This is a genomic window from Rossellomorea aquimaris, assembly GCF_008180865.1.
In the GTDB taxonomy this organism is placed as follows: Bacteria; Bacillota; Bacilli; order Bacillales; family Bacillaceae_B; genus Rossellomorea; species Rossellomorea yichunensis.
This window is the reverse complement of sequence record NZ_VTEX01000006.1, coordinates 40374-66013: the sequence shown is the minus strand read 5'-3', so window position 1 is coordinate 66013 and position 25640 is coordinate 40374. Positions and strand designations below refer to the sequence as shown.

Genomic DNA, 25640 nt, shown 5'->3' with positions numbered 1-25640 from the left:
TCCCCCTTAACCGAATTTTCTTAATGATTTGGGTTTCCCAAACTCAGGATACACTGTTAGCACCTTGTCATGATTTTTTTGTATGTATATAAATCTATGAATAAAAGTCGCTAAATAAGCAGTGACAATAGATACAATCGAATACGCGATAATCAATGCGATCATAAAAGCTGAGTCCGTAACCAGAGAGGACATAAGAAGCTGTGCAACCACATACCCAAAGCTTGAAAAAGCTACTATAGGAGTAATGTTAAACTTTGATTTTCCATTTTGAAGCTTGGCATAGGTACCTGAATAAAATATTTTCACATTGAAAACCTGGAAGAAAACCAATAATAAAATCATAAGAAGCAACCCTATAAAGAAGTAGCTACTGCTCTCTACGCCAATATGTTTATACAAAAACTTCTGAATAACAAGGAAATATACGTACGTATTCACAACCCCAAAAACACCAATAAATAAATAGTAAGATTTTTCAAATCTATAAGGTGCGAATATATAAAGCATTGCCCATAGATGGACACCTATGATTGGAATCAGTGCAGCCCAAAAAAAGGGCGCAAAAAAGGGGATGCTCAGTAATGGCAGTAACCCTATAAAGTCTAAAAGTATTAATAAAAACCCTATTACATTTCTTCTGTTCTCCTTAGGGAACTGCATATTATTTAGATATGACAATGTAATATCATCAATATCTCCGTGTCTTTTCAAAATCTTTCACCTCAATAATTGGAATCTGTGTGACTAGCTAAACCAAGATCCTACTTTATCAATGATTCCAGTGGTACCTTTTTTTATAGCGTCCCCGATAGAATCTCCTTTACCATCATTATCAACATCCATAAATTTAAGATCACTTAGTAATGATGTTGTTATCATCCCAACAGCAGCACCTGCAACAGCCCCCACAGCCAAACCAACCGGGCCACCGATAGCTCCACCTGCTAGTGCACCGATATATGCTGATGATGCGATAGATGCACCAGCTACGGCAACATCTCCTGTAACATTCCCCGCAATTTCACTCGCTGATTGATCATGTTGAATGCCATGTACAACGTCACCGACCACAGTAGTTCCAACCCCAATATATCCAATTTTATTTCCAGCCCATTTAAAGGATTGTTTTATCCCTGTCATGGGGTCAACTAACTTATAAAGCTTAGGATAATTAGTAGCGTTGGTCCCGCTATAGTTATTTTTCTTAAAGTCCATCAGTTCAGGATTAGTTAATGAAACACGAACACGTCTTTTCCCTTGAGCCGTCGTATAATAACTTTTGGTTGCCCCGAATCCTTTTTGAGCTATGTTCACACTCTTCGCCGCCCCATACCCGGCAGCAGTCGCAATACCCAAATTCGTCGCAGCGTTAATAGGCTGCTCTCGCCACTGATCAAAATTGATGCCTAGTGTCGGCGTAGGATCCCATTCAGGTTGCAGTCCATTCACCGTATCAGCCGCTTCAACCCCATTCTCGACAAATCGGGGATTGTTGGTCAGCTCGAAATAAGGGTTTGTCGACCCGCTCTCAGCATCATATTGAGGGTTGTAACAGCTGTTGGGCTGATACGTATCGATTGAGATTTTCCCGTTGGAGAAGAGACCTTGAATTTGGTGAATGTATTGGTTCATCGTGTGGACATCCTGTTGGATTGGCTCCAGGTTGGCGCATTGACTTTGATCAAACTGGTGAAGTTTTTCGACGGTTTGATCCTTTTGCTGCCTCGCAACGTGAACCTGCTGAAGAAAAGAATCATCCTGTAATCTTGGTAACGCGACGATATCTTGAACACTTTGAATCGTTTCATTGGACTCACTTGTTAAGTCCATGACCACATCTCTTCCCCGATTCAATCCGTTTTCCATATCATTCTGTAAAAAGCTTTCCTGTATATATCCATTTTGGGCTGGCTCCAACCCTTGTAATTCATTTTTAATAGCTTTCAGGGTAGATTCATATGTTGTCACCATTTGCTGATAGAACTCCAGAAAGGATTGATGAGAATCCTGATAAAAAGACCGTATCGATTGCCCCCCTTTTCCTTTAAAAGAGGCATCTTGAGAAATAAAGTCATTTATGGCTGATTCGATTTCGATCATCTGTTCTTTTTGCTGGGTTAACTTTCGAAGCACTTGTTCTATTCCTGAATCCAGAGACATGACATCCAGTGTTTTCATCCCAACTTCTCTCCTTACCTGGCTTTGATATATGAAGACAGTTCCTGATCGGCATCCGCCATATCCTGGACAGCCTGTCGTGTCAATTCTTCATTTCGCATAAGCAATTCTTTATAACTCTGTACCATCTGTTCCATGCTTTGATTCAACTCGTTCAATTTTGTTACCACTTCCAGGCGATTTTCATGTCCAATGTGACTAGGTACATCCGGTTGAAGAGATTCTGCAGAGGATTTAATTTTTGAAAGGTGGTGGCCTATCTCACCTTGCACTACTCTGATTTCATTACCCATACAAGCTACCTCCCGCTATATTAAATACTTATCTTTCTAATCAACTGTTGCTTCAGCTTCAGATTCCAACCTATGAATGGTCTGTTCAATCGCCTGGATTTCACTTCTTATAGTTTGCATCTTACTGCTCAGCATAGAGAACACTTCACTAAACTGGTTATTTTCAATATCTGTAAAGTAATGAAGCATTCCTTCAAACCTTATTTCATCAAATTTATTTGCAAGCGTCCCTTGCCAGGTGAATCCAGATAATTCAGGATTTGTAATGGATTCCCGATAACTTGAAAATTCCTGTTTGTTCCCTTGAAGTTTGCTCTGACATGTCTGAAGCCTTTGAAGTTGCTCACGTTTTTCACTTAACAACCCGTAGTAAAAATATAAAGACAAGAACCTTCACCTCAATTGATTACTCTAATTCATAAAATTTTCCAATCTTTTTAACTATAACACGGATGAAATTTTGTCAGAATGATAGAATCTGTTTATTTTTAGTATATGCAAGTAATCCTTTTTACCTATTCGATATATTATTTATCAATGAATAATACGAACTATTAATTAAGTATCACAATTTTTGTAAAATGAAACCCTTTTTACAACTATTATTTTCCAGTATCTGAAACTTTTCTTATATTAAACACGTATTTTAAGTCAGAGGTGAAAAAATGTACATAAACATACCTGAACCAACACAAACCATATCAATAAAAGCCACTAAAGTTTGGCGAATATCCAACACGATCGTACATACAACAGCACTGCTCATCATAGGAGCCCTAATGATATGCAGTGACCGATTCGATTGGTACGACTGGATCGGGATCGTTCTTTACATTCTTGGAGGGCTGTTCATTGTCTCTTCCATTTTCTCCATCTTCATTGAACCCATTTATCTGCAAAGAACCTGGCGCTATCAGGTCGATGAGGAATTCGTTCAGTTGAAATTCGGGAAGTTTCAGCAGCAGCATATCCTGATACCCATAGAGAAAGTGGAATACGTCCGTACAGAGCAGGGACCCATCCTGCGTCGCTACGACCTTTATGACCTTGAAATCGGGACAACGACTTCCAGTCACAAAATACCTGCCATACCGGCAAATGTAGCGAAGATATTGAAAGCGGAAATTGGTACCTTCGCAAAGATTCGGGATAAAGATTCAAAAGAAGGAGAAATAGGAGCATGACCCATCCTGTCAAACGATATCACCCTGCCTATATCATCGTGGAGTTAGTTTCAACCGCGAAGGGCCTATTCGGGTTCTATATCCTCCTGTTCCTGCTGAAGTCGAATTCTACAGCCGGGTGGGTGATATGGGGCCGCTACGCCCTGTTGGCTGCAACAGCGGTGTCTGTCCTGTCGATCTTTGCCAAGTGGATTTTCAACCGCTATGAATTAAGTAATAAAACCATCCTTTTCAGAGAAGGGATGTTCGTTAAAAAACAAAAAACGGTCTCCTGGGATCGGATCCACAGCCATCGATCCAATACGACCTTCATTCATCGCTGGTTTGGATTAACTTCTTTAACCATGGAGACAGGGACGAGTGGAGAAAATGCCCAATTTGAATTTCCCGTCATCACACAACGAGAGAAAGTTCGCATTTTATCTTATCTCGAACAGAAACAAAACAGAGATGAATCAAAAGATGGTATAAAGCCGGAACGCACGGTACACTTTCAAGCAACCAGGAAAGACCTGATTAAAGCCTCCTTCACGTCACTCAGTTTCCTGGCGATCTTCCCATTACTGAGTGCCATCTATTTCAATTTGGCCGAATTCTTTTCCATCGAAGAATCAGCAGAAAGTGCCTGGCACTACTTGCTCGATCATGTGTGGATCCTGATCGTCCTTTTTATCGCTGCCATGATCCTGTCCATCTTCATCGGCTTTGTAAAAACGTATATGAAGTATGGAAACTATGTCATTAGTGATGACCAGGAACGGATTTATATCGATAAAGGGATAGGGAATGAGGTAAGCTACTCGATTTCAAAGAATAAAGTACAGGCTGTCAGAGTGGAACAATCCATTGTGAAGAGGATGCTCGGGCTTGTTTCGATCAAGTTGATCAGTGCCGGCTCCTCCGAAGGTGAAAAAGAGGAAATAAGTTCTTTATATCCCTTTATGCCAAAACGTGAAGCTTATGATATGCTGCACACCATCCTTCCCCACTACCCGATCAAAGAGGAGATGGAACGCTTCCCACTAAAGGTCCTTTGGCTGAAGCTTTTCCAACCGTATTATTTGACGATTGCTGCTGTAGTGGGCCTATGGATCTTTAAGATGGAATGGATATGGATTGCAGGCATTGTCTTTGGAGTATCCATCCTCCTTAGAATCCTGGATTACTGGTTTACAAGCTACACCCGCCACAATCAAACCGTCCAAATTCGAAAGGGAGGCTGGTTGAACGAAACCTTCGTCACCCATCGGGACCGGATCCAGCAGGTGACTGTGAAACATGCCTGGCTTGATCGTAAGTTCGGAGTGGCTACCATCATGTTCTCCAATCGAGCGAATCCGAGTCATGAGAGTTTGTTGTTTGGGGTTTCGAAAGAGGAAGCTGGTATTTTTTATGAATGGTATCATAAGAAATCCGTCTCTGGGTGAGACGGATTTCTCATTTACTGACCTAGGTACAGGCGTATCACCTAGCCTGTCAAGAATTTAATAATCCCCCCATGTTGAGGTGAAGCTTTACACATAGTTTATATGCATCCGTTCCATAAAGGATTCATCACTCATCAATAAAAAATCAGTATGAATATAATCCGTTCCAAACAAATTTTTCAGGTCCATGTAGTTGTAATGGGCTGCCTTTACCAAACTATGGTCTTCCTTATATACGTAAATCGTAAAGTACGTTTGTAGAAACAGGAGAAACTCATCTACACTGATACCCAGCTTTTCAAGGTATTCACTATTGAATTCAATGAATCCAAGGATTGACTTACTTGTTTTGAAAAGGTTAATCATCCCTTTTAAGACAAACGCTTCATATCCCTCAACATCCACTTTAAAAAGGACTGTTTCATAGGTTTGATCATGACAAAGGGTATCGATGGTGATGGACTGGACAGGTACCTTATCTATTAACTTATGAGAAGGTTCATAAGTGGCTGAAGAGGTACCAGACCAATGCCTATCAACATAGAAAACCGTTTCTTCATTGTCTTTATCCGAGGCGATTGCATTGTAGATTGCTATTTGTGACCGGTTAGGATGTGCTTCTTTCGATTGTTCAATAAAAGGTATTAAACGGCTGTTCGCCTCCACGCCTATTATCCTGGTCTCGGGTGAATATTGAGTAGAGAAGATACACTCCCCATAATTCACGCCTACATCGATGACCAGGTCGGGATTCATTTTCTTCACAGCCATGGACCAGAATCGATCGAGCCTTTTTTGGGTCACCCCATTGCTGATCATTAGTGCCCTTCCCCGATTTTCCTCAGAATCTATATAGAGAACCGTAGAACTGGGCAATGTTAATGTTTTAGGCAGCTTTTTTATATTCAATGTTTTGTACTTTACCAAAATGCCTACATCGATCATAAATTTCCAAATCTTCGGATAGTTCTCCCAGACTCTCATTAGAAAAGGCTTTCGAATAGCAGCATTCCACTTCATGTTTGACCCCCCTTTAAAGAAACCTGTTTAGAGGTATACATTCTTAGATGCCACCGGAAAATCCTCTATAACAGGGCTTTCTTCATGAAATCTTTACAAAAGAAGAAAGAAATTATTTTTCACTTTGTGTGATAATCTCTTTATCATAAAACTATATTGTGTTGAGGGTTGTATGTTTTTCATCGGCTTATTCGTAGATTTGCAGGGAAAGCATAATTTCAATACCGGACCATTCAATTCAATAATGAATGGAGGATTCGCATGGTAAATTTCATGTCTTTTTATGGTACCATCACCATGATCAGTGATTTTATGACAGGACAAAATGGAGAAGGGGAAGGCTGTTATAAATTAATATCTGTAGAAGATGGAGCAGGTGGTTCGGTGAATTTTGTCGTGTCACCAACCACATATTTTGTGGACCATGTAATGATGGCTGTAGGGGATAGGGTAACGGGATATTATGATAGGAACGCTCCTGTTCCTCTTATTTATCCACCACAATTTCGTGCACTTGTCATGGTAAAGGAAAGTTCATCTCAAAATGTAAAGGTTGATTATTTCAACTCACAGTTGGAGAGCAGCGATGGCATGCTAAGGTTAAATCTATCCCCCTATACTCAAATGGTATTGACCAACGGACAATCCTTTTCAAAGTACCCTGGCAACCGGAATCTGATCGTGATCTATGGTCCCGCCACGATGAGTATACCTGCTCAAACCACTCCTTATAGAATCATTGTTTGGTGTTAGACATTTCGTGATTTGTTCATTTACAGGTTTTTCTATGTACAGATGGAATTCTGATAGAATACACGAAATAAACCCAAGCCATAAGCTTGGGTTTATTTCAAATATATTTAGGTTTTCACGACATTAACTGTAAGCTAACTCTTTCCCGTTTAGACCAAGCGTCTCTGCTGTTGAAGCATGAATTTCTTTAAACAGCTCCGGGTTTTCCACTAGTGACAACCCAAATGAAGGGATCATTTCTTTCAGTTTTGGTTCCCACTCATTCATATGCTGCGGGAAGCATTTTTCAAATAACTCAAGCATAACGTGAACGGCAGTAGAAGCTCCAGGGGAAGCACCGAGTAATGCAGCTACCGAACCATCAGCGGCACTAACCACTTCCGTACCGAATTGAAGTGTTCCTTTCCCGCCTGCCTCAGTATCTTTGATTACCTGCACACGTTGGCCGGCTACTACGATATCCCAATCCTCGAGTTTAGCATTAGGAATAAACTCCCGCAGTTCTTCCATGCGCTTTTCATTCGACAACAACACTTGCTGGATCAGATATTTGGTCAACGACATCTCTTTGGCACCTGCCGCGAGCATCGTGAGGACGTTATTCGGTTTTACGGAACCGATTAAATCCATATTTGATCCCGTTTTTAAGAACTTGGGCGAAAATCCGGCAAACGGTCCAAACAGTAACGATTTTTTGTTATCGATATATCGTGTATCAAGATGAGGAACGGACATTGGAGGAGCCCCCACCTTGGCTTTACCATATACTTTGGCATGATGCTGCGCTACTACTTCCGGATTGTTACATACCATAAAAAGTCCGCTTACCGGGAATCCTCCAATATGTTTTGATTCTGGAATACCGGTTTTTTGCAGTAGAGGAAGACTACCGCCACCACCGCCGATAAAGACAAATTTTGCCGTGTGGTGTTCGATTTGACCGCTATCTATATTTTGCACCTTGACTTCCCACGACCCGTCGCTGGTACGTTTAAGATCCTTTACACTATGCTTGTAGTTCATCTCGACATTTTTACTCTTTAAGTGGTCAAACATCATTCGTGTTAAAGCCCCGAAGTTGACGTCCGTCCCGGAGTCGATTTTGGTTGCCGCTATCGGTTCATTCGATGTACGGCCTTCCATGATAAGCGGAATCCATTCCTTCAGTTTTTCAGGGTCATCGGAAAATTCCATCCCTTGAAACAAGGGATTACTTGACAGCGCTTCCAATCGTTTTTTCAAAAACGCTACATTTTTTTCCCCTTGGACCATACTCATATGAGGTATAGGCATGATAAAGTCTTGCGGATTACCTATCAAATCTTTGTTTACAAGATAAGACCAAAACTGTCTTGAAAGTTGGAACTGCTCATTGATTTTTACCGCTTTATTTATATCTATCGATCCGTCAGATTTCTCGGACGTATAGTTGAGCTCGCATAATGCAGCATGCCCCGTACCCGCATTATTCCATTCGTTCGAACTTTCTTCTCCTGCACTTGCGAGTTTCTCAAACACTTTGATTTCCCATTCCGGTGCTAACTCTTTCAGCAAAGATCCCAAAGTCGCGCTCATGACTCCGGCACCAATTAAAATAACGTCTGTTTTTTTCTGTATGCTGCTCATGATAACCTTCCTTACTCTTTATATTTTCAGAAAAGAGTAAGCGCTCATGCTCGGGTCTCACTTAAAGCAAGGCGCCACCCTGGAACTCACCTGTTCTGTTATAACCATACCACAATCTATTATAATGATTCAGGGATCAAAATATCTACCATTATCTGATAATTATATACTATTTAGAGCTTTTAAAAAAGTGCAAAGTCCGTTTTCAAAGACTTGGTAACCTAGTAAATAAAAATATCGACATAGGAATCTCTTCCCACGCCGATCATTTAAGCCCCTGGGGAAACCTGAACACATTAAAGGGATCGTACTTTTTGTTCACCCTGTCCAACCTCTTTGCATTGCCTCCAAAGTACTTCTGTTCATAGTTTCTGAGATCGCTGATTGGGAAATTAACATAAGATCCTTTCGTAATTCTTTTAATATATTCAAAGCGCTCGCGAACCCACTTACTGTTTTCCTTTGCAGATGCATCCTCAGTCCAAATGGACTGAACGCTCATAATATATCTTGCATCCCTGTAGAAGAATGCCGTATCCCTTTTTCCCACATTCATGATCTGTCCTCCGAGTGCATAAAAGGTAACTGCTGCATAAACAGAACCTTCTGCAGGGTCTTGTACTAGCCCTGCAATATTTTCAAGCTCACAAAGCGAATAACTCCTTTGGACAAATCTGCCCGTCGATTTGAATTTTTCAGATGGGGGAAACGCCGCTTCCACTTTTTTCACTGCTTCAAGGAAGGATGATTCCTCCAGCTCCACACGGAACCCTTCCACTTCTGCAAAAGGTTGTAAAATCTCCCTGGCATGTTCTGCCGAGCCATAAAAGAACCCAGACGCAAAAATCCCGAGCCCTTCACCTTCCTCATTATAAAAGCTTGCAGAAACCGTCATTCTATTATCAAGCCCTGGTAACCAATTCTGCCAAACATTCATCACTTGCGCCTGCTTCTCATTGGTTGTACCTACGTAAAAGAACCTCACAAATGTGACGGTGCTTTCTGTAGGTTCCGGCAGCTGAAACGTCATGCCTACCACTACTCCAAAATTACCTCCGCCGGCACCACGGCATGCCCAGAACAAATCGGAGTTGCAATTTCTGTTTGCCTTGATGAGCCTTCCTTGATAATTGACCAGTTCCAATTCGATCAAACTGTCACACCCCAACCCGTAAAGTCTGCTGGAAAATCCCCAACCTCCGCCGAGCGTATAGCCCGACACACCAACGGTCGGACATGTTCCCCCGGGAAAAACATAGCCATTGGATCCTACCAGATCATACACTTCTGTGTTTTTTGCTCCCGCTTCTATTTTTAATATGTTCCGTTGCTTGTCCAATTCCAATGCATTCAATCGACTGATATCGATGACCAATACCAAGTCACCGGTAGAATACCCTTCATAATGATGCCCACCGGACCTTATACGGATACTGACACAACGCTTTCGTGCCCAAAAAATCGCATTCACCACATCCTGCTTTCTTTCACAATACACAATCACCAACGGAAACTTGTTGATGGCACGATTCCATTCCTGTCGAGACTCCTCATAAACCGAATCCTTCACAGTCACCACTTCGCCCGTAAGACCTTTTAAAAATTCTGAATCATGGTACACAGTGCTCACCTCTATAGATATTGTTTATAATTTTGCTAATAGAGTATTCTTTGAGATGAGGGGAGGTGTGGGTTTTGGTGAGAAAGTTTAAAACGACAAAGGGCAGTACTGCAAGCAGTACCGCCCCCCCCCCATTATTAATCTCTTTCCCTGGCCACCTGCGTATCCCGGATATTTTTCTGAATGGTGATAGCCGCAAATAGGCTAAGAACAAATGACATACCATAAAATCCTTTTTCGCTTAAGATGATACTACCGGCATTATAAAGTCCGATCGCCATCAAGGAAATGGCTACAATCACTGCAAACCAACTGAGCCCGTAATAGATGCCCGAAACAGGGATATCCTCTTCCTTGTCCCTTACTGCTTTTTGCAGGGATACAGCTGCATACAATCCGAATATCAATACAGCAAAGTAATATCCCTTCTCATTCAGTTCCATTCCTGCATTGAACAGGCCGATCAGATAAGCGGAAACACCTACCACCAAAGCTGCCCAACTCGCCCCTTTAAATGCGGAAGTCGGTTCCCCTTCTTTTCTTTCCACCTTGATCTTTGGTTTCTTTTCATCATTCTTCATTAACGGGTTTTCATTCAATTCAGACATTAGCCGCTCCCCTTTACTTCATTCAATATGCAGGAATTACCCTGCTGCCTTAAGAATTATTATAGCAATTTTTTACAGATTTTGTTTACTATAATGAGTGAAATTTTCACTTATATGGGATGATTTTTTTTCGCAAAAATGGCCAGTCCCCAGTACGCGTAGCGTTAGCTTGCTGGCCCACCGACCTTTTTTTCGTCTATCTTTTATCGTTTTTCTTTCATTCATGAAAAAACACGACGTATCATCCCCTTGCACTTTTCGCTTTTTACTATTAAAGTATATACTGGTTGAAATCCAGTCTAACTGGGAATGGATAAAACTGAAGGACTTTACTTTTTAATTTTGGGAACATGTTTTCCTTAAGGAAAGGGTTTAAATATATTATGAAAGATAATTTTTGGCATGAGTTGCCTCGGCCGTTTTTTGTTCTCGCACCGATGGAAGCCGTGACCGATGTCGTTTTCCGTCATGTCGTGAGTGAAGCGGCGAGACCTGATGTGTTTTTTACAGAGTTTACGAATACAGAAAGCTACTGCCATCCGAAAGGGAAAGACAGCGTACGCGGGCGTCTTACGTTCACTGCAGATGAACAGCCGATCGTCGCCCACATTTGGGGGGATAAGCCCGAATATTTCCGTGAAACGAGTATCGGTGTGGCTAAAATGGGCTTTCGCGGAATTGATATCAATATGGGCTGCCCAGTGCACAATGTCGCAGCAAACGGGAAAGGCTCAGGCCTGATCCGCCGCCCGGATGTAGCAGCGGAAATCATCCAGGCAGCCAAAGCGGGAGGACTTCCCGTCAGTGTGAAGACCCGTCTTGGTTATACCAAAGTGGAGGAATGGCACGACTGGCTGAAGCACCTGTTGGAACAGGATATTGTTAATCTGTCTATTCACCTCCGTACCAAAAAGGAAATGAGTGACGTTGATGCTCACTGGGAACTGATTCCGGAGATCAAGAAACTACGTGATGAAATTGCCCCTGATACATTACTAACGATCAACGGCGACATCCCTGACCGCCAAAAGGGACTTGAACTTGCGGAGAAATACGGCGTGGACGGAATTATGATCGGACGGGGGATCTTCCATAACCCGTTCGCTTTCGAAAAAGAGAAGAAAGAGCATACCAGCCAGGAACTGCTCGATCTCCTGCGACTGCAGCTCGATCTTCATGATAAATACTCCGAAGAACTCGAGCCACGGCAATTCAAACCGCTTCGCCGCTTCTTTAAGATTTACGTCCGCGGGTTCCGGGGAGCGAGTGAGCTGAGAAATCGTCTGATGGAATCAGAATCCACCGATGAGGTTCGTGCTCTGCTTGATGAGTATGCAGATGCAGTGAAAGATGAGGAAGGCTTTTCTGTGTCTAAGTAAAGCTCATTTCATTTTTGAATAGAGTAAAAAAGGTCAGTCCCCCAGTGTTCGTTAACTTACTGGGGGGTCTGACCCTTTATTTTGCCTCTATTTATGGTACGGCTCACCCCGATTAATCCGAAATGCACGATAAATCTGCTCCACCAGGATCAGCCGCATCAATTGATGGGGGAAAGTCATCTTCGAAAAAGAAAGGGTTTCATTAGATCTCTTGATCACATCATCACTCAACCCAAGTGATCCACCAATAACAAACGCCACTTTGCTTTTCCCGTACGTAGCAAGCTTGTCCAGATTATCGGCGAGATCTTCCGATGAACGCATTTTCCCTTGGATCGCCAGGGCAATGACATGGTGGTCAGGAGAGATCTTAGCTAAGATTCGTTCGCCTTCTTTATTTTTTACTTGCTCCATTTCAGAATCACTCAACACTTCCGGAGCTTTTTCGTCGGCAAGCTCGACGATTTCTATCTTTGCATAAGCACCTAAGCGCTTTGCATATTCATCTATTCCTTGCTTTAAATATTTCTCTTTTAATTTACCAACCGTTACAATGGTGATATTCACTATCCACACTCACTTTACAAACAATTTACAAACACGTTATCCACAGACTTTATCCACATATCCACATATCCATTCCACATATCGTATGGGAATATTAGTTCGCCACTATATATATTGCGTTATTCCCACAATATTCACATGTTGTGGATAACTTCTTTTCTTCAGAAAGCTCAGTCAGTTGAGGCGCTACCTCATGCTCATCGACGACAATATCCATCGCTAATTCTACATGCTCTAAGCAGCAGTAAATCATGTCGTTTCCTCCTAATCTTTGGTCTGATTTTAGAGTATATACTTATCCACAGTTATCATATCATGTAAAGAAAAAGCAGGAAAGGGCGCTTTGCCTTCCTGCTTTTTGCTTATCCACATTCTATAATCTGGACTCGTCGGTGAGTTTCATGGTTACTTCTTTCTTTTCTCCATTTCGATAGAGTGTGACTTTCATCTGATCGTTTACATCTTTCTTGTTATAAAGATGCTTTCTTAACTCAATGACATTTTCAATTTTCTCTCCGTCAAGCTCCGTAATCACATCCAGCTCTTGTAATCCGGCCTGGGCTGCTGGAGAATTGGGAACGGTTTGTCTGATCATGACACCATAATTGATTTCTTTCGGAAGCTTCAATGTTTCCTGCTGATGATAGGCAGAAATTTTATTCACATCCTCAAGTGTCACACCCATTGCAGGGCGCTTGACCTCACCGTACTGCTCAAGGTCTTCAATTATCGGCTGAGCATAGTTGATCGGGATGGCAAGTCCGATCCCTTCTACTGCACTCTGTGCGATTTTCATGGAGTTGATACCAATTAACTGTCCGGAAATATTAATGAGCGCTCCACCACTGTTCCCCGGATTGATGGCTGCATCAGTTTGCAGAACTTCTGCATTCCAATCTTCCATTCCATCCTGGTTAATATCGACCGGAATCGTTCTCTCCACACCTGACACAACCCCCTGTGTCACTGAGCCGGAAAATTGCAGTCCTAGCGGGTTACCAATCGCAATAACAGGTTCTCCCGCTTTTAGCTTGTCTGAATTTCCAAACTCCGCAATGTCATCTTTCTTGATTTTACTTCCATCGATTTCGATTACAGCCAGGTCTGTCCAGATATCCGCACCACGCATTTCAGCAGGCACCTTAGTCCCGTCCGCAAGCGTCACTTCCAGCTGATCTGCACCTTCCACCACGTGATTATTGGTCACAATATAGACTTTACTGCCTTCTTTCTTATACATAACCCCGGATCCTGTACCAGCCTGTTGATCCTGGGTTTGTCCTTCACCCTGTCCCCAGAAGCTTTGAGATTGGATATTCGTGATTCCTACAACAGAGTCTCCAGCTTTCTCTACGGCCTTCGTCACATCCGTTGTCACATCGACAGAAACATTTTGAGTGGCACCATTATGATAAGCGTCATCAGTCTCTTTCAGATCCTCGTCGGGTTGAATTGAATATGGTAAGATGTCAAAGTTGGTTAACTGAGGAATCGCCACAATAACCAAGATTGCTCCAAGTACAACTCCCAATAGCCCGGCAAGGAACATTCCTCCCCGATTGCCCTTTTGCCTGCTCCGGCTTTCAGAATTATGATCCGAATCATAATATCCCATATAACTTCATCCTTTCTACGTTCTATTCCTTTTGTTATTTTATCTTTACAAGCATGATTATAGTCAGGTTTAATTAAAAAATAATGAAAAAAGGGAAGGAATTTCATAAAGTTGGTAGATATGTAAACCCCATAGTGGAGGTAGCTTGATTAGAAGACAAAAAAAGGTGAAGACATCAGCCCTCACCTTTTTCATACCTTCAAAAGAAAAATCGTAAACATTTGAATCGGTTTAAATGGCAACTAAAGGTGTTGGTACTTTAGGGTCCGTATCAAATAGGTCAATTTGTTCTCCTACTACTATTCCTTTTGACTCGAGTGTTTGTGTCACACTCATTCTGGCTAGATCTTTCATATTATTGTCGAGGCTGAGATGGGCTAAATAAATTCCTTTTGTCTTATCACCCATCACTTCACTCATGGCAATGGCAGCATCCTCATTGGATACATGTCCATAATCACCAAGAATACGACGCTTTATATTCCACGGATACCGGCACATTCGGAGCATCCCCACATCATGATTACTTTCAAATACATACGCATCGGCATTGGAAATGATCCCTTTCATCCGATCACTTACATATCCCGTGTCCGTTACCAGAACAAGCTTTTTCTCTCCCTGGTGAAAAATATAGAACATGGGCTCTGCCGCATCGTGTGAAACTCCAAAGGACTCAATGCTCATTCCTCCAAAGTGCTTGGCTGTTTCCATATCAAACGAAAACTTCTGTTCCGTCTCTATTTTCCCTACTAAACCGTCCATGGCATTCCAGGTCTTATCGTTGGCATAGATAGGAAGCTTGTACTTTCTCGCAAGTACACCAATTCCCTTGATATGATCACTATGCTCGTGGGTAACAAGAATACCCGATAAATCTTCTATCTTTCTATCTATCCGACTGAACAAGCCTTCCATCTGCTTGCCGCTCAATCCTGCATCGACAAGAAAAGAATGCTCTTCCGTCTCCACAAATATCGCATTTCCTGTACTGCCACTGGCAAGTACACTAAAATGCATCGTCATATCTCTCACTCCAATGTTTCTTTTTCTGGTTTGGTGACTTCGAAAATCTGTCCTTCGACTGCATTAATAAATAGGTCTTCTTTGTTATCACCTGATTCAACAACAAAATGCCAGGTAGGTGCAAGGACTTGGGATTCTTCACGTGATAAAAAAGTATAGTATCCCAGTTCTGGTGATTTGATCGTACTGCCTGTGCTTATCTTATGATTGGTCCACAAAACCTGAAGAGCTTGGAGAGAAGTAAGCAGGCTTTTCTTTTCCCCGCTTAATTCTTCTATATCCTCAAGCAGTGTTTGTTTGTATGAGACAATCTCATTTTCTTTATTTAGGATAAGAATCACTTTACCATTTGAGTTGTTAAAAATCTGTCTGTCCTTATACGTCTGATAATAAATAATCGTTTGTTCATCTTTATTATATTTCCAGAAGCTATACTTTTCGCCGCCTACGACCTGATTTTTCATAAAAACGTTTAATTCATCAGGTGAGAACTTTTCACTTATGGAATATGGTTCTTCTAACGTTGAATGAATTGTATTATCCGTAACGACACTGACATCTTGATTTTTTAACTTTTCAATTTCTTTCTCCGTGAAGATTTTCGTTTTTGCACTAATATAGGCTTCTTTTATTGATTCCTTTGAAAGATTTTTTGGGTAATCAATTTTATCCGTCTTTAATTGTTCTTCAAAGGAAACTTGACTTAACGTTTCTGGATTGCTTTCAGAAACTTTGTTAATGAATAACGACATTAAAAAGATGTCCAAAATAAGAAAGACAATAATAAAGATGCTCTTCGTTTTACTCCAGTCCAATTCCAAGCCCCTCCTGTTCTTCCAAAGGTAGGCGTAACCAATTACCATCGTATTTATAATACCAGGAAGGTTCAAATACAAGGAATTTTCTATTTGATTCATTAGAATCTCTTGTCATCTTATATCCGACAATGACATCTTCTACGTACTCAAGGTTGATCGTATCATCCTTTGCCAAAAGATATAAAACGGTTGATCCGGATGGCAATCTAACTTCTTTTATACTATCAGGAAGCAGATTAATATCTAATTTAAAGTATGGGCGATTGTACTCGTTAATCGACTCCTGACCCATGATTTGAGAAATTTCTGCCATCCCATTTTCATTGAAAACAGGATAGCTTTCCATAAACAGCCGGTATACGATTTTATTCTCAAGAGGGCTGATCGTGAAAAATTGATATTGATCGGTCCAGCCACCATGGTCATTCACAAACTCCATGCTTTTTTGAAGCAGCTCTGTGGCAGATGATCCTCCATTTTTTTCTTCTGATGGATTCACATAAGACAAAGTGTTATGTTCTTTATTCGTTTTTAATAAACTATATACATTTGTGTACTTTTCGCCCTGCTCAGTAAATCCCTTATCTACACTATTGGGATCACTAAACAGTGCCTGTACATACTCTTCGGGGGAGTCCAGGTCCGAATAATATCTATAGCTGATATATTCCTCAGGGCTTTCGGGCAGAAAAATCGTTTTTTTATTATTTAAGGGCTGTTCTACATATTTATCGAAATTATAAACGGCTTTTTGAACAAAGCTCTTTTCGAAAGCTTCTAAACTGGCACGGTCTACCCGGCTTTCATAAAACTTCTTTTCTCCTGCTTCATATAAAACAAAATATACGGAACCTGTATCAGAACCGTTATGATTCAGGTCGATAATGATTCTGTTAAATGAACCGTTCAGGGTGTTTCTCTCCTCTAACTTTAACACTTGACTATAAATAGAAAGTGGAACATTGTCCGGGAAAACAATTTCTACCTTTTTCTCACCGTGTATAACAGATTTGATTTCTGACATATTATACTCTCTTGATAGATCCTGCATATCAAATAATGTCCAGGTTCTTAATTGTTCAATAACCTTATTGATTTCGAATTCATCCGAAGTCCCGACTGTCTTACTTCCTGAATGATAGAAAAGTTTAAACGGTTTGATTAGAACGCTGTTCAGTTCATTCTCAGGTATCTTGTCTCCCACAGACACATCGTAGGCTTCATCGCTATTGATCGTATCGTACCCTGGTTGATACGTCCAAAGATTGAAGGTAAGAAATATACTGATGCATACGAGCAGCGTTAGAATTATCGATTTGATTTTTTCATAGTTCATGACCAATCATCCTCTTGAGTGGAATCATATGGGAGAGTGAAGGTGATGGTGGTTCCTTTTCCTTCAGTACTTGTCGCCCATACGTCACCACCATGTGCTGAAATCATCTCTTTTGCTATGGCAAGGCCAAGTCCTGTGCCACCCATTTGTCTTGTTCTGGCTTTATCGACTCGATAGAAACGCTCAAAGATTTTCTCCAGATTTTCTTTCGGGATCCCTAATCCTTGATCCGATACACTGATTTCAATATATCCGCTCTTTTCTAAAGCTTTAAAGGTTATGGTTCCACCCTCTGGTGAATATTTCAAGGCGTTCGAAATGATGTTATCCAAAACCTGCGTGATTTTATCCTGATCCACTTCCACAAACATTGCTTTTTCTGGTAAGAAACGGTTAAAGGTCACATTCACATTCTTGGTCATTTCAAAACGATCAATGATTTTATGGAAAAAGAGAATAAAATCAACCCAATCTTTATTAAAACGATAGTCCTTACTATCCATTTTCGATAATTGAAGAAGATCATTTACTAACCGAATCATTCTCTCTGTCTCATTTTGAGTAACATCAAGGAATTGAGGGGCGATGTTTTCATCTTGCCATGCCCCTTCAGCCAACGCTTCTAAGTAGCTCCTCATCGTTGTAAGCGGCGTGCGAAGTTCGTGGGACACATTTGCAACAAATTCACGTCTCTCTAAATCAATTTTCTCCTGCTCTGTAATATCATGTAACACCGTTATTAGACCGTTTACAAATCCAGTCTCTTTTTGAATAATGGAGAAATTCGCACGTAAGATATAAGGTTTTTCTTTAGTACTGTAATCTAAAATGATTGAATCCTGTTCATTGGACAGATCATCAAACGTGTATTCCTCATCCAATCCCAGTAAGGATACAATGGGTTGAGAAACGACTGTTTCACGTGAAACATTCAGCATATCCGCTGCAGGATCATTAATCAGAATGACCCGTCCTTTTCGATCTGTCGCAATGACACCATCAGTCATATAGGAAAGTACAGAAGAAAGCTTTCTTCGCTCGCCCTCCGTCGTAGCTTGGGCTTCTTGAAGGCGTTTCGTCAAATTATTAAATGTGATCGCAAGCTGACCTATTTCATCATACCCGTAGACCTTTACTTTCCTGGAAAAATTTCCTTTTGCCATAGCAAGGGCTTGCTTTCTCATATCAGATATCGGTCTTGTAACGGTTTGAGCCAATAACACACCCAATATCGCTGTTATGACCAAGGCAATGAGGGTGCCATTCGTAAAAATCTTGTTGATTTCACTCATTTGGTCATAAACCGATTCAATTTCACCGACAAGATAAATAGCACCAATGACTTCTTCATTTGAAGTTATTGGTGCTGTATACACCCAGATTCGATCTTTCGTTTTATCATCAAGATAGATATCCTCATGACCCAAACCTATTCCCAGGGCTCTTTTAACTTCTTTCTCGCCACTAACCTGCCCAACTAAACTCTGATTATTGGGATCTGAGGTCCCAATAATCTTAGTTCTATCATTAATGACTCGAATTTCTGAGATGTCTGATGTTTTACTATCATCCAACACTCTCCGAATATCCTCTTCGAGTGTGGGATCATCTTCACTGCGTTTCTTTACTAATTCTTCACGAATTGTATATTCTAATAATTCCACTCTATTTTTAATAGACGTCTGGAAGTTATCGACAAGCTTCTCTTCTAGGGCCCTTACAAAATACACACCAATAATCTGCATGGCGAGAAGAATAAGCAGAACATAAATCAAAACGAATTTCAGATGTATTGAACGGGTTAAACCAACTTTCTTCATTACAAATTACTCCTGTTCAGGATTTCGTAAGTAATAACCGACTCCTCTACGTGTTACGATCCAGGTAGGGTGACTTGGGTTGTCTTCAATTTTCTCGCGAAGACGTCTGACGGTAACATCAACTGTACGTACATCTCCGTAGTAATCATAACCCCAAACAGTCTGAAGCAAATGTTCACGGGTCATCACTTGTCCAATATGCTTCGCTAAATAATGAAGAAGCTCAAACTCACGATGTGTCAGCTCAATCGTTTCCCCTCTTTTCGAAACAACGTACGCATCAGGATGGATGGTTAAAGAACCGACCGTGATTTCATTGTTCTCATCTTCCGCATTTTGCTGTGCCCCTTGCTGATGGCGTCGCAAATTAGCTTTCACTCGGGCAATCAATTCACGTGTACTAAAAGGTTTCGTTACATAATCATCAGCACCCAGTTCTAACCCCAGCACCTTATCAATTTCAGAGTCTTTCGCTGTCAGCATAATGATAGGCATTTCATACTTCTTCCTGATTTCACGGCAAACTTCCATTCCATCACGATTTGGAAGCATAATATCAAGAAGGACAAGATCAGGCTTGATTTCTTCCGCCATCTTGACGGCTTCGTCACCATCGTAAGCGCAATGTACTTCATAACCCTCTTTTTTCAAATTAAACTGTAGTATATCTGCAATTGGTTTCTCATCGTCAACGACTAATATTTTCTTTTCCATGTCAATTGATCTCCTTTAGAAAAAAGTAATGTATCATATAAAGTTGTGATTAGTATTGGATTCTTCCTTTAAATTTACCACTATCTCCATATTAATTCATCTTTAACTCTATCATAACCCTTATTTCATTTCTTTTTGACTACAATCTAAATATAACAAAGGGGACTGACAAATAAAATGATTGTGTCAGTCCCATGATTGATTACCTATATAAAATTACAAAACATCTAATGGATTAATAAGTGATCCATTTTTGTAAACTTCGATATGCAGGTGAACTCCTGTAGATTCACCAGTTGTACCCATGATACCGATTTTTTGGCCTCTTTCCACCGTTTGACCGGCAGAAACTGAAATGGAATCTAAATGAGCATAAATCGTTTTATATCCATTTCCATGATCGATCACAACTTTATTTCCATAACCGCCATCATCCCAACCGGCAGAAACGACTCTTCCGTTATCTACGGATTTAATTGTAGGATTATCTGGTCGCGCAATGTCGATCCCTTTATGAACTTTACCCCATCTTGGTCCTTGTTTAGAGGAAATATAACCGCCATTTGTCGGCCATGCAAAGTTTCCTGATCCCCTGGATGGAGTTGCTTTTGTTCCTTTGATGACAATATATTTCACTGGATCTTTTAGTTTCTTCTCTTCTTTTACATTCTTCTCTTTTTGAGAACCGTTCACTTCTGTCGTTTCAAACGTAACGGATTTCTCACCTTCTTGACCTTCCTGCTTCACTTTCGTATCGCCTTTATTCATAGAAGAGTCTTCTACTACTTCTTTCTCATAGGCAATCTTTTCGATCTTGTTTGCTTCTTTTTTAACAAGTACATGGACAAGAGGTTCATAGACGGTCACATTCAACTCGGAACCGACTTTCAGTGCATCGTCTTCTTTCAGCTCTGAGTTTAACTCCAGCAGCTTCCCGGTGGTTAACTGATGCTCTTCTGCAATCGTACCAAGAGCATCACCTTTCTGAACCTTATATTTCTTTTCTTCTAAGGTACCCTTCTTAAGAAGATCTGCTGCTTCCTCAGAAGACATCATATCTTCCGGCTCCACTTGAGTCTTCTTCATCTCTACCTGTTCTTTAAAAGAAACTTCTAATAAACGTGTTTCATTATCCTTTAAAGCGGGTAGAGAAGAGGATGAAGAGTCATTTTTCCGCGCTTCCAATTCGTTTAGCTCATCTTCAGAAACATAGTTGAGCTTAAAAGACTTTAAAGCTTCTTCAGCAGCCTTTTCGTCTTTAACAAAAGCAACTGGTTTATTGTTCACAACTACAGCAAAAGCATTTGCTTCAACTGATACTGATTTATTTACATTTTCAATTACCTTTTGATTGTTTGTTTTCACAGCAGTAAACACATTCTCAGGTATGTACGTTACATCATGATTAAAATCAACCTGGAAATCCGTGTACTCCTTCTTAGCTTCAGCCATTTTTCGATCAAGAACCATTTCAACCTCTTCTTGATTTGTAACAGCTCCTACATACTCACTACCCATGTATACATGATAGATGGTTTTCAGATTTTCATCCGTTCCTGTACTTGCTGCCGCAGATGAAATGGTCAAAGTCGTCAGAGCGAGGGCTGTAATCCCTACCCTTTTTACAAATTGATTAGATCTATGTCGAATATTAAGTTTTTTATATTTTTCTAAAATGGGTGTTAATTTCTCTCCAAAACTCATTGAGTTGCCTCCTATAAACTAAAGCAAAAATCCCAGTTACGGTAGTTCATTAAGCCTAATTTAGTAAAATTCTATAAAATTCGTACTTTACTAATTTACCATAATTCGACGAAATCCGGGACACAGAAGCAAGATTGTAATAAAACTGTATAATTGATTAGAGCTCGAAGAAAGCGCTTTAATGGTGTTTTTAGCGTCACAGTGGGAATTCCGTGGGTCTAAAGGTGGATGAGCCGTTGAAACAATGATGGTAAAAATTAGAGGGATTTATTATGTTTTGTTACAACAGTGTTACAAAGACAAATAAAAAAGTACTACGAGAGTCAAAGTCGTCGCAGTACTTTTTGTAAGATGGCTCAGGACGGAATCGAACCGCCGACACATGGATTTTCAGTCCATTGCTCTACCAACTGAGCTACTGAGCCATATCGTTTTAAGAATCTAAATATGTAAATGGCGGTCCGGACGGGACTCGAACCCGCGACCTCCTGCGTGACAGGCAGGCATTCTAACCAACTGAACTACCGGACCAGAGTTTTTTGCGATAGCAAAATAGCTAACTATCAACTTATACTAGTTTAATATTCTCTTGAAAGCAACACTATTTATCACTTCGAGAAAATAATAATGACCCATACGGGATTCGAACCCGTGTTACCGCCGTGAAAGGGCGGTGTCTTAACCGCTTGACCAATGGGCCATGTAGAGAAAAAAATGGTGAGCCATGAAGGATTCGAACCTTCGACCCTCTGATTAAAAGTCAGATGCTCTACCAACTGAGCTAATGGCTCTAAGTATATATATAAACACGAATAGCAAGCTTGATCAAAGCCGCTTTCATGACAACGAAATTAATATTATCACAGTATGAATGTCGAGGGCAATAGTTTTTTTGGATTTATTGTCGAAAATTATTTCTTGGGGAATAATCATGGGGAAATGCACCTGTTTGGGGAGTTGCATTTCCCTATTCACTTTTCTACTTTTGTTTAAATGGCAATGTATGAACCCTTCCTTTTCCTATACCATGGGATTCGATGCTTACTGTATTCAGAATTCTGGTTGCAAGAGCAGAAGATGAGATGACTAAAAAGTCTTTTAGTTGTTGCCCAGTTATTTTTTCTCCAAATAGCAAATAATATTGCTCTAGTGCTAGAAGATGGGCCCATTTGGACTTAGTTCTGCACAAAGGACAATACCATGATCCATATACTCTATTTAAGGGACGGTATTTGCAGTTTTCACAAAAGATTCCTTTCAATATTTCATTCCTACCAACTTTATAATGTTCAAGAACTGAAGGATTTAGAGGTGTATCGTGTTTATTAATAAGTTCAATTATCTTTCTAATATCCTTATCTAGTAGAATGCTTTTTGGGAGTGCATTTTCTATTTGAGAGATTTTTTGTGGTAGAGAAGCTGCGTGGATGACTTGTAGACTTATATCCTTGTCATCTGAACGGATAATGGTGTGAGGATTACTGATAACAATGATAGTGCGGATAGGTATTAGGGGTAAATGATGATGGTTTAACCATTTTCTAAATTGAGATTCCTGCATACTGACTTGAATAGTTGGATCAGGTAGGGCAATTTCCACGCCATTCTTCAGTTGTATCATCTGATTGAAGGTAGTATCAAAGTCGACTGTCCCTGCTATATTTTTCACCTCAATTATGATTGCAAAACGGTTTGTTAATAATAATGTATCAATTTGAAAATAACGACCGTTAACAAAAAGCCGGAGGTCATGAAGAATATAAAAATGTTCGCTAGGGAGGAGATTTAAATAATAGTCGATGGATTTCTCACCATAATATCCAGCTAAACTTTTTGATAGATTGTCTTTTATGATGGGGGTCTTTGCATGATTTAAAAGGAGTCTATCAAGGAGGACTTGCAATTTTTGAATTTTAATAGGAAAGGGGCGTTCTTTACTGACCATTTCATCACTCCAATTCAGATTTTCTAAAGTATATTCTACATTTTATAAGAAAATCCTCTTTTTCAAAGGAGATTTTTATGAATATGGGAAGTGAAAAACTTTTATTTTCAACTTCCCACTATTTGTTTTCAACTTTTTAATTTTATTTTCAACTTTTATAACATTATTTTCAACTCTGAATATTTATTTTTAACTTTCATTTTCCACTCTTTCTGCACCTATCAATTCCAAATTACCTCTTCTATATATGTGTACTATCGAATAAAAAAGACCCGCCACCAAAGCACCAACACAACGCTCCAGCAGCAGATCTTCATATCAAATCAACCCTTAATAAGTCAAACTAGCAGCCACAACCAATCCCACTACAATCGCAGCTGAGAAAAGGCTGAATCCGATGGCAATATTACCTTCTTCCACTTTCTTTGCTAAATTCGTCTTAGGTGTCAGAACGTACTCGATGATCCAGTAGGCGATGACTTGAGTCGCGATACCGATGAGTCCCCAGATAAAGGCGTCAAGCAAATTCAGGCTGTTAGCCCAGACGGTGTAGATGACGATGGCGAGTCCGATGGCTTTTCCCCATAGTTTTAGGGCTACGGCAATGTTTCCTTCCCTGATTAAGGTAGCTTCTGAGAATTTGGTGGTAAAGGCGAAAACGGTGATTCCGAGGATCATCAGTCCAAGGCCCGTTCCGACGTGAGCCAGAAAGCTGAGTAGTGCTTCACTTGTTATGATTTGCATGAGTTTCTCTCCTTTTTATTTCTCCTGTAACCCTACAGGCAGAAAGTATGATTCGTTATCGGTAATGGCGTTACCAGCCCGTATTCCGATTGCACCGGCCGTGCCATTAATTATGAAACTGCCGACCATCAAGCTTGCATTCTTTATTCCTTCATCCGTCTTAATCGCAGCAACAGGCAGAGGGATAAATTGTTGGAATACTGGCAGGGTCTGCTTATAGGTTTCTTTTTTGTCTTCTAAAAGGATCTTTCCTGTCGCTTCAATGATCTTGACCGTATCTCCTTCACGGCCAAATGCAGGCTTTTGAACGTAGGTGATCCCATTCTTCTCGAATTGATTAGAATCTAAGTATGTTGGAAGAAAGTATTGTTCGATCCATTGATGTTCCTCATCTGTATAGAAGGCACTACATGCTTCATGAAGACCCCATATAAGTGCTTGAACTCCTTTAGACTGGAGTAAAAAAGCGGAGGGAGGATTCAAGATGGCAACCTTTCTTTCCAATACCATTTGCATCAGGTCTAAGCCTACATGTTCTTCTGTAAGAGGGTCCCTGTCATCAATGAGATGTTCGATAGGATACGTTGGCCGGTACAATACGTCGATCCGCTCCCCTTTAGGAGTATAAAGACCATCTTCTCTAATCTGCAGCTGATCCAGACCTACATATTCAGACGGAACACCTGAAAGCTTTTGTAGATATTTTGTTGTCAGGTGATCCTCTTCGTGATCCTGGTGAGAGGTGAAGACGATCTTTGGTTCTCCTTCCCGTTGCAAAGACTTCCAGGAAGATAAGAGTGCCCGCTTTAGCTCTTTCGCTAATCCCACCTCGAATCCCTCATTAGGATTTGAACACCCGAAATACTGACAAACCTTTTCATTCACATGGTAAAGCTCTTTGATAAAGGTGGGGGTGTCGCTATTGAATTCTAATAGTTTGATTTCCCCATCACTTACAACGAAATCAAAGCGACCAACAATGCACTCTTGAGCAATGGATTTAAATTTTATATAGGCAAGGGATTCCTTTGGAAAACCCAGCTCCAGAAGAGTATCATCTTCCAGTTCACGAAGTAGATCCGCACTTTTTTGATAAATAGTGTACACTCTTCGGGATGCTTCATGTATCGCTGAAATCGTGTCACGTGATTCCATCTTAATATCCAATAACGAGTACTCCATGTCATATAAATCATGCCAAAATTCCGGAATGGTCTGATAGAACGAGTTTCTTTTTTCACGGTGAGAGGCTGTCATGG

24 protein-coding genes and 4 tRNA genes are annotated in these 25640 nt (G+C 40.6%); 4 read left to right on the top strand and 24 right to left on the bottom strand.

Translation table 11 applies throughout. The features are described from left to right. Positions 1–6: 6 nt before the first annotated feature. Genes FZC88_RS20540 through FZC88_RS20525 form a run of 4 tightly spaced genes read right to left on the bottom strand, consistent with a single transcriptional unit; the run spans position 7 to position 2861 of the window. The gene (locus tag FZC88_RS20540) at positions 7–714 is read right to left on the bottom strand and encodes a hypothetical protein (RefSeq protein ID WP_148996257.1); all 708 of its coding nucleotides are present in this window, start codon (positions 712–714) and stop codon (positions 7–9) included. A gap of 33 nt (positions 715–747) precedes the next feature. After that, positions 748–2181: a ribonuclease YeeF family protein gene (locus FZC88_RS20535; RefSeq protein WP_148996256.1), complete on the bottom strand. Its 1434-nt coding sequence runs from the start codon at positions 2179–2181 to the stop codon at positions 748–750. Between the two features lie 14 nt (positions 2182–2195). Continuing rightward, the gene (locus FZC88_RS20530) at positions 2196–2474 is read right to left on the bottom strand and encodes a YwqI/YxiC family protein (protein WP_148996255.1); all 279 of its coding nucleotides are present in this window, start codon (positions 2472–2474) and stop codon (positions 2196–2198) included. A gap of 36 nt (positions 2475–2510) precedes the next feature. Then, positions 2511–2861 (bottom strand): YwqH-like family protein, encoded by a 351-nt coding sequence (locus FZC88_RS20525; protein WP_148996254.1) that lies wholly within the window; start codon positions 2859–2861, stop codon positions 2511–2513. A 278-nt stretch (positions 2862–3139) separates the two neighbouring features. Here FZC88_RS20525 and FZC88_RS20520 point away from each other — a divergent pair, with 278 nt between their 5' ends. Both FZC88_RS20520 and FZC88_RS20515 read left to right on the top strand, forming a co-directional pair. Then, positions 3140–3658 carry a PH domain-containing protein gene (locus tag FZC88_RS20520; RefSeq protein WP_148996253.1) on the top strand — a complete coding sequence of 173 codons (519 nt, stop codon included), beginning with the start codon at positions 3140–3142 and terminating at the stop codon, positions 3656–3658. Beyond that, positions 3655–5085, top strand: coding sequence for a PH domain-containing protein (locus tag FZC88_RS20515; RefSeq protein WP_148996252.1), 1431 nt, complete (start codon positions 3655–3657; stop codon positions 5083–5085). Before FZC88_RS20520 ends, FZC88_RS20515 begins: the two co-directional genes overlap by 4 nt. Positions 5086–5172: 87 nt before the next feature. On the opposite strand, the gene FZC88_RS20510 is transcribed toward FZC88_RS20515, so the two are convergent. After that, positions 5173–6105 carry an FkbM family methyltransferase gene (locus tag FZC88_RS20510; RefSeq protein ID WP_148996251.1) on the bottom strand — a complete coding sequence of 311 codons (933 nt, stop codon included), beginning with the start codon at positions 6103–6105 and terminating at the stop codon, positions 5173–5175. A gap of 261 nt (positions 6106–6366) precedes the next feature. On the opposite strand from FZC88_RS20510, the gene FZC88_RS20505 reads away from it, so the two are divergent. Then, a complete protein-coding gene (locus FZC88_RS20505) occupies positions 6367–6858 on the top strand; it encodes a hypothetical protein (RefSeq protein ID WP_148996250.1) in 492 nt (163 codons plus the stop codon). Positions 6859–6981: 123 nt separating this feature from the next. On the opposite strand, the gene FZC88_RS20500 is transcribed toward FZC88_RS20505, so the two are convergent. The 3 genes from FZC88_RS20500 to yiaA all read right to left on the bottom strand — a co-directional run bounded on the left by FZC88_RS20500 (position 6982) and on the right by yiaA (position 10713). Then, positions 6982–8484, bottom strand: coding sequence for a malate:quinone oxidoreductase (locus FZC88_RS20500; RefSeq protein ID WP_148996249.1), 1503 nt, complete (start codon positions 8482–8484; stop codon positions 6982–6984). Positions 8485–8749: 265 nt separating this feature from the next. Then, on the bottom strand, positions 8750–10105 hold the full coding sequence (locus FZC88_RS20495) for an FAD-binding oxidoreductase (RefSeq protein WP_148996248.1): 1356 nt from the start codon (positions 10103–10105) through the stop codon (positions 8750–8752). A gap of 137 nt (positions 10106–10242) precedes the next feature. After that, a complete protein-coding gene (gene yiaA / locus FZC88_RS20490; protein WP_148970579.1) occupies positions 10243–10713 on the bottom strand; it encodes an inner membrane protein YiaA in 471 nt (156 codons plus the stop codon). Positions 10714–11096: 383 nt separating this feature from the next. On the opposite strand from yiaA, the gene FZC88_RS20485 reads away from it, so the two are divergent. Further along, entirely contained in the window at positions 11097–12092 is a 996-nt protein-coding gene (locus tag FZC88_RS20485; protein ID WP_148996481.1) for a tRNA dihydrouridine synthase, read from the top strand. Between the two features lie 87 nt (positions 12093–12179). Here FZC88_RS20485 and rlmH read toward each other — a convergent pair whose 3' ends face one another. The 16 genes from rlmH to FZC88_RS20405 form a co-directional block, all read right to left on the bottom strand. Further along, positions 12180–12659, bottom strand: coding sequence for a 23S rRNA (pseudouridine(1915)-N(3))-methyltransferase RlmH (gene rlmH, locus FZC88_RS20480; protein ID WP_148996247.1), 480 nt, complete (start codon positions 12657–12659; stop codon positions 12180–12182). A 94-nt stretch (positions 12660–12753) separates the two neighbouring features. After that, positions 12754–12912 (bottom strand): CxxH/CxxC protein, encoded by a 159-nt coding sequence (locus tag FZC88_RS20475; protein WP_113969385.1) that lies wholly within the window; start codon positions 12910–12912, stop codon positions 12754–12756. Positions 12913–13032: 120 nt separating this feature from the next. Beyond that, positions 13033–14274, bottom strand: a complete 1242-nt coding sequence (locus FZC88_RS20470) for a S1C family serine protease (protein ID WP_148970575.1) — start codon at positions 14272–14274, stop codon at positions 13033–13035. Between the two features lie 231 nt (positions 14275–14505). Then, positions 14506–15300, bottom strand: a complete 795-nt coding sequence (locus FZC88_RS20465; protein ID WP_148996246.1) for an MBL fold metallo-hydrolase — start codon at positions 15298–15300, stop codon at positions 14506–14508. A gap of 5 nt (positions 15301–15305) precedes the next feature. Next, positions 15306–16115: a two-component system regulatory protein YycI gene (locus FZC88_RS20460; RefSeq protein ID WP_187443708.1), complete on the bottom strand. Its 810-nt coding sequence runs from the start codon at positions 16113–16115 to the stop codon at positions 15306–15308. Further along, positions 16102–17454, bottom strand: coding sequence for a YycH family regulatory protein (locus FZC88_RS20455; RefSeq protein WP_148996244.1), 1353 nt, complete (start codon positions 17452–17454; stop codon positions 16102–16104). Before FZC88_RS20455 ends, FZC88_RS20460 begins: the two co-directional genes overlap by 14 nt. Next, on the bottom strand, positions 17451–19274 hold the full coding sequence (walK, locus tag FZC88_RS20450; protein WP_148996243.1) for a cell wall metabolism sensor histidine kinase WalK: 1824 nt from the start codon (positions 19272–19274) through the stop codon (positions 17451–17453). The genes FZC88_RS20455 and walK overlap by 4 nt, the downstream gene beginning before the upstream one ends. Positions 19275–19280: 6 nt before the next feature. Beyond that, complete coding sequence (yycF, locus tag FZC88_RS20445) at positions 19281–19988, bottom strand: response regulator YycF (protein WP_113969391.1); 708 nt, start codon at positions 19986–19988, stop codon at positions 19281–19283. Between the two features lie 216 nt (positions 19989–20204). Beyond that, positions 20205–21692, bottom strand: coding sequence for a M23 family metallopeptidase (locus FZC88_RS20440; RefSeq protein ID WP_148996242.1), 1488 nt, complete (start codon positions 21690–21692; stop codon positions 20205–20207). A gap of 352 nt (positions 21693–22044) precedes the next feature. Further along, positions 22045–22117 (bottom strand) — tRNA-Phe (locus FZC88_RS20435). A gap of 29 nt (positions 22118–22146) precedes the next feature. After that, positions 22147–22223 (bottom strand) — tRNA-Asp (locus FZC88_RS20430). A gap of 97 nt (positions 22224–22320) precedes the next feature. Next, positions 22321–22392 (bottom strand) — tRNA-Glu (locus FZC88_RS20425). Between the two features lie 15 nt (positions 22393–22407). Next, a tRNA-Lys gene (locus FZC88_RS20420) sits at positions 22408–22483 on the bottom strand. Positions 22484–22671: 188 nt separating this feature from the next. Next, positions 22672–23637 carry a nuclease-related domain-containing protein gene (locus FZC88_RS20415; protein WP_148996241.1) on the bottom strand — a complete coding sequence of 322 codons (966 nt, stop codon included), beginning with the start codon at positions 23635–23637 and terminating at the stop codon, positions 22672–22674. Positions 23638–23967: 330 nt separating this feature from the next. Beyond that, the gene (locus FZC88_RS20410; protein WP_148970568.1) at positions 23968–24381 is read right to left on the bottom strand and encodes a DUF350 domain-containing protein; all 414 of its coding nucleotides are present in this window, start codon (positions 24379–24381) and stop codon (positions 23968–23970) included. Between the two features lie 15 nt (positions 24382–24396). Further along, entirely contained in the window at positions 24397–25638 is a 1242-nt protein-coding gene (locus FZC88_RS20405) for a glutathionylspermidine synthase family protein (RefSeq protein WP_148996240.1), read from the bottom strand. Positions 25639–25640 lie beyond the last annotated feature (2 nt).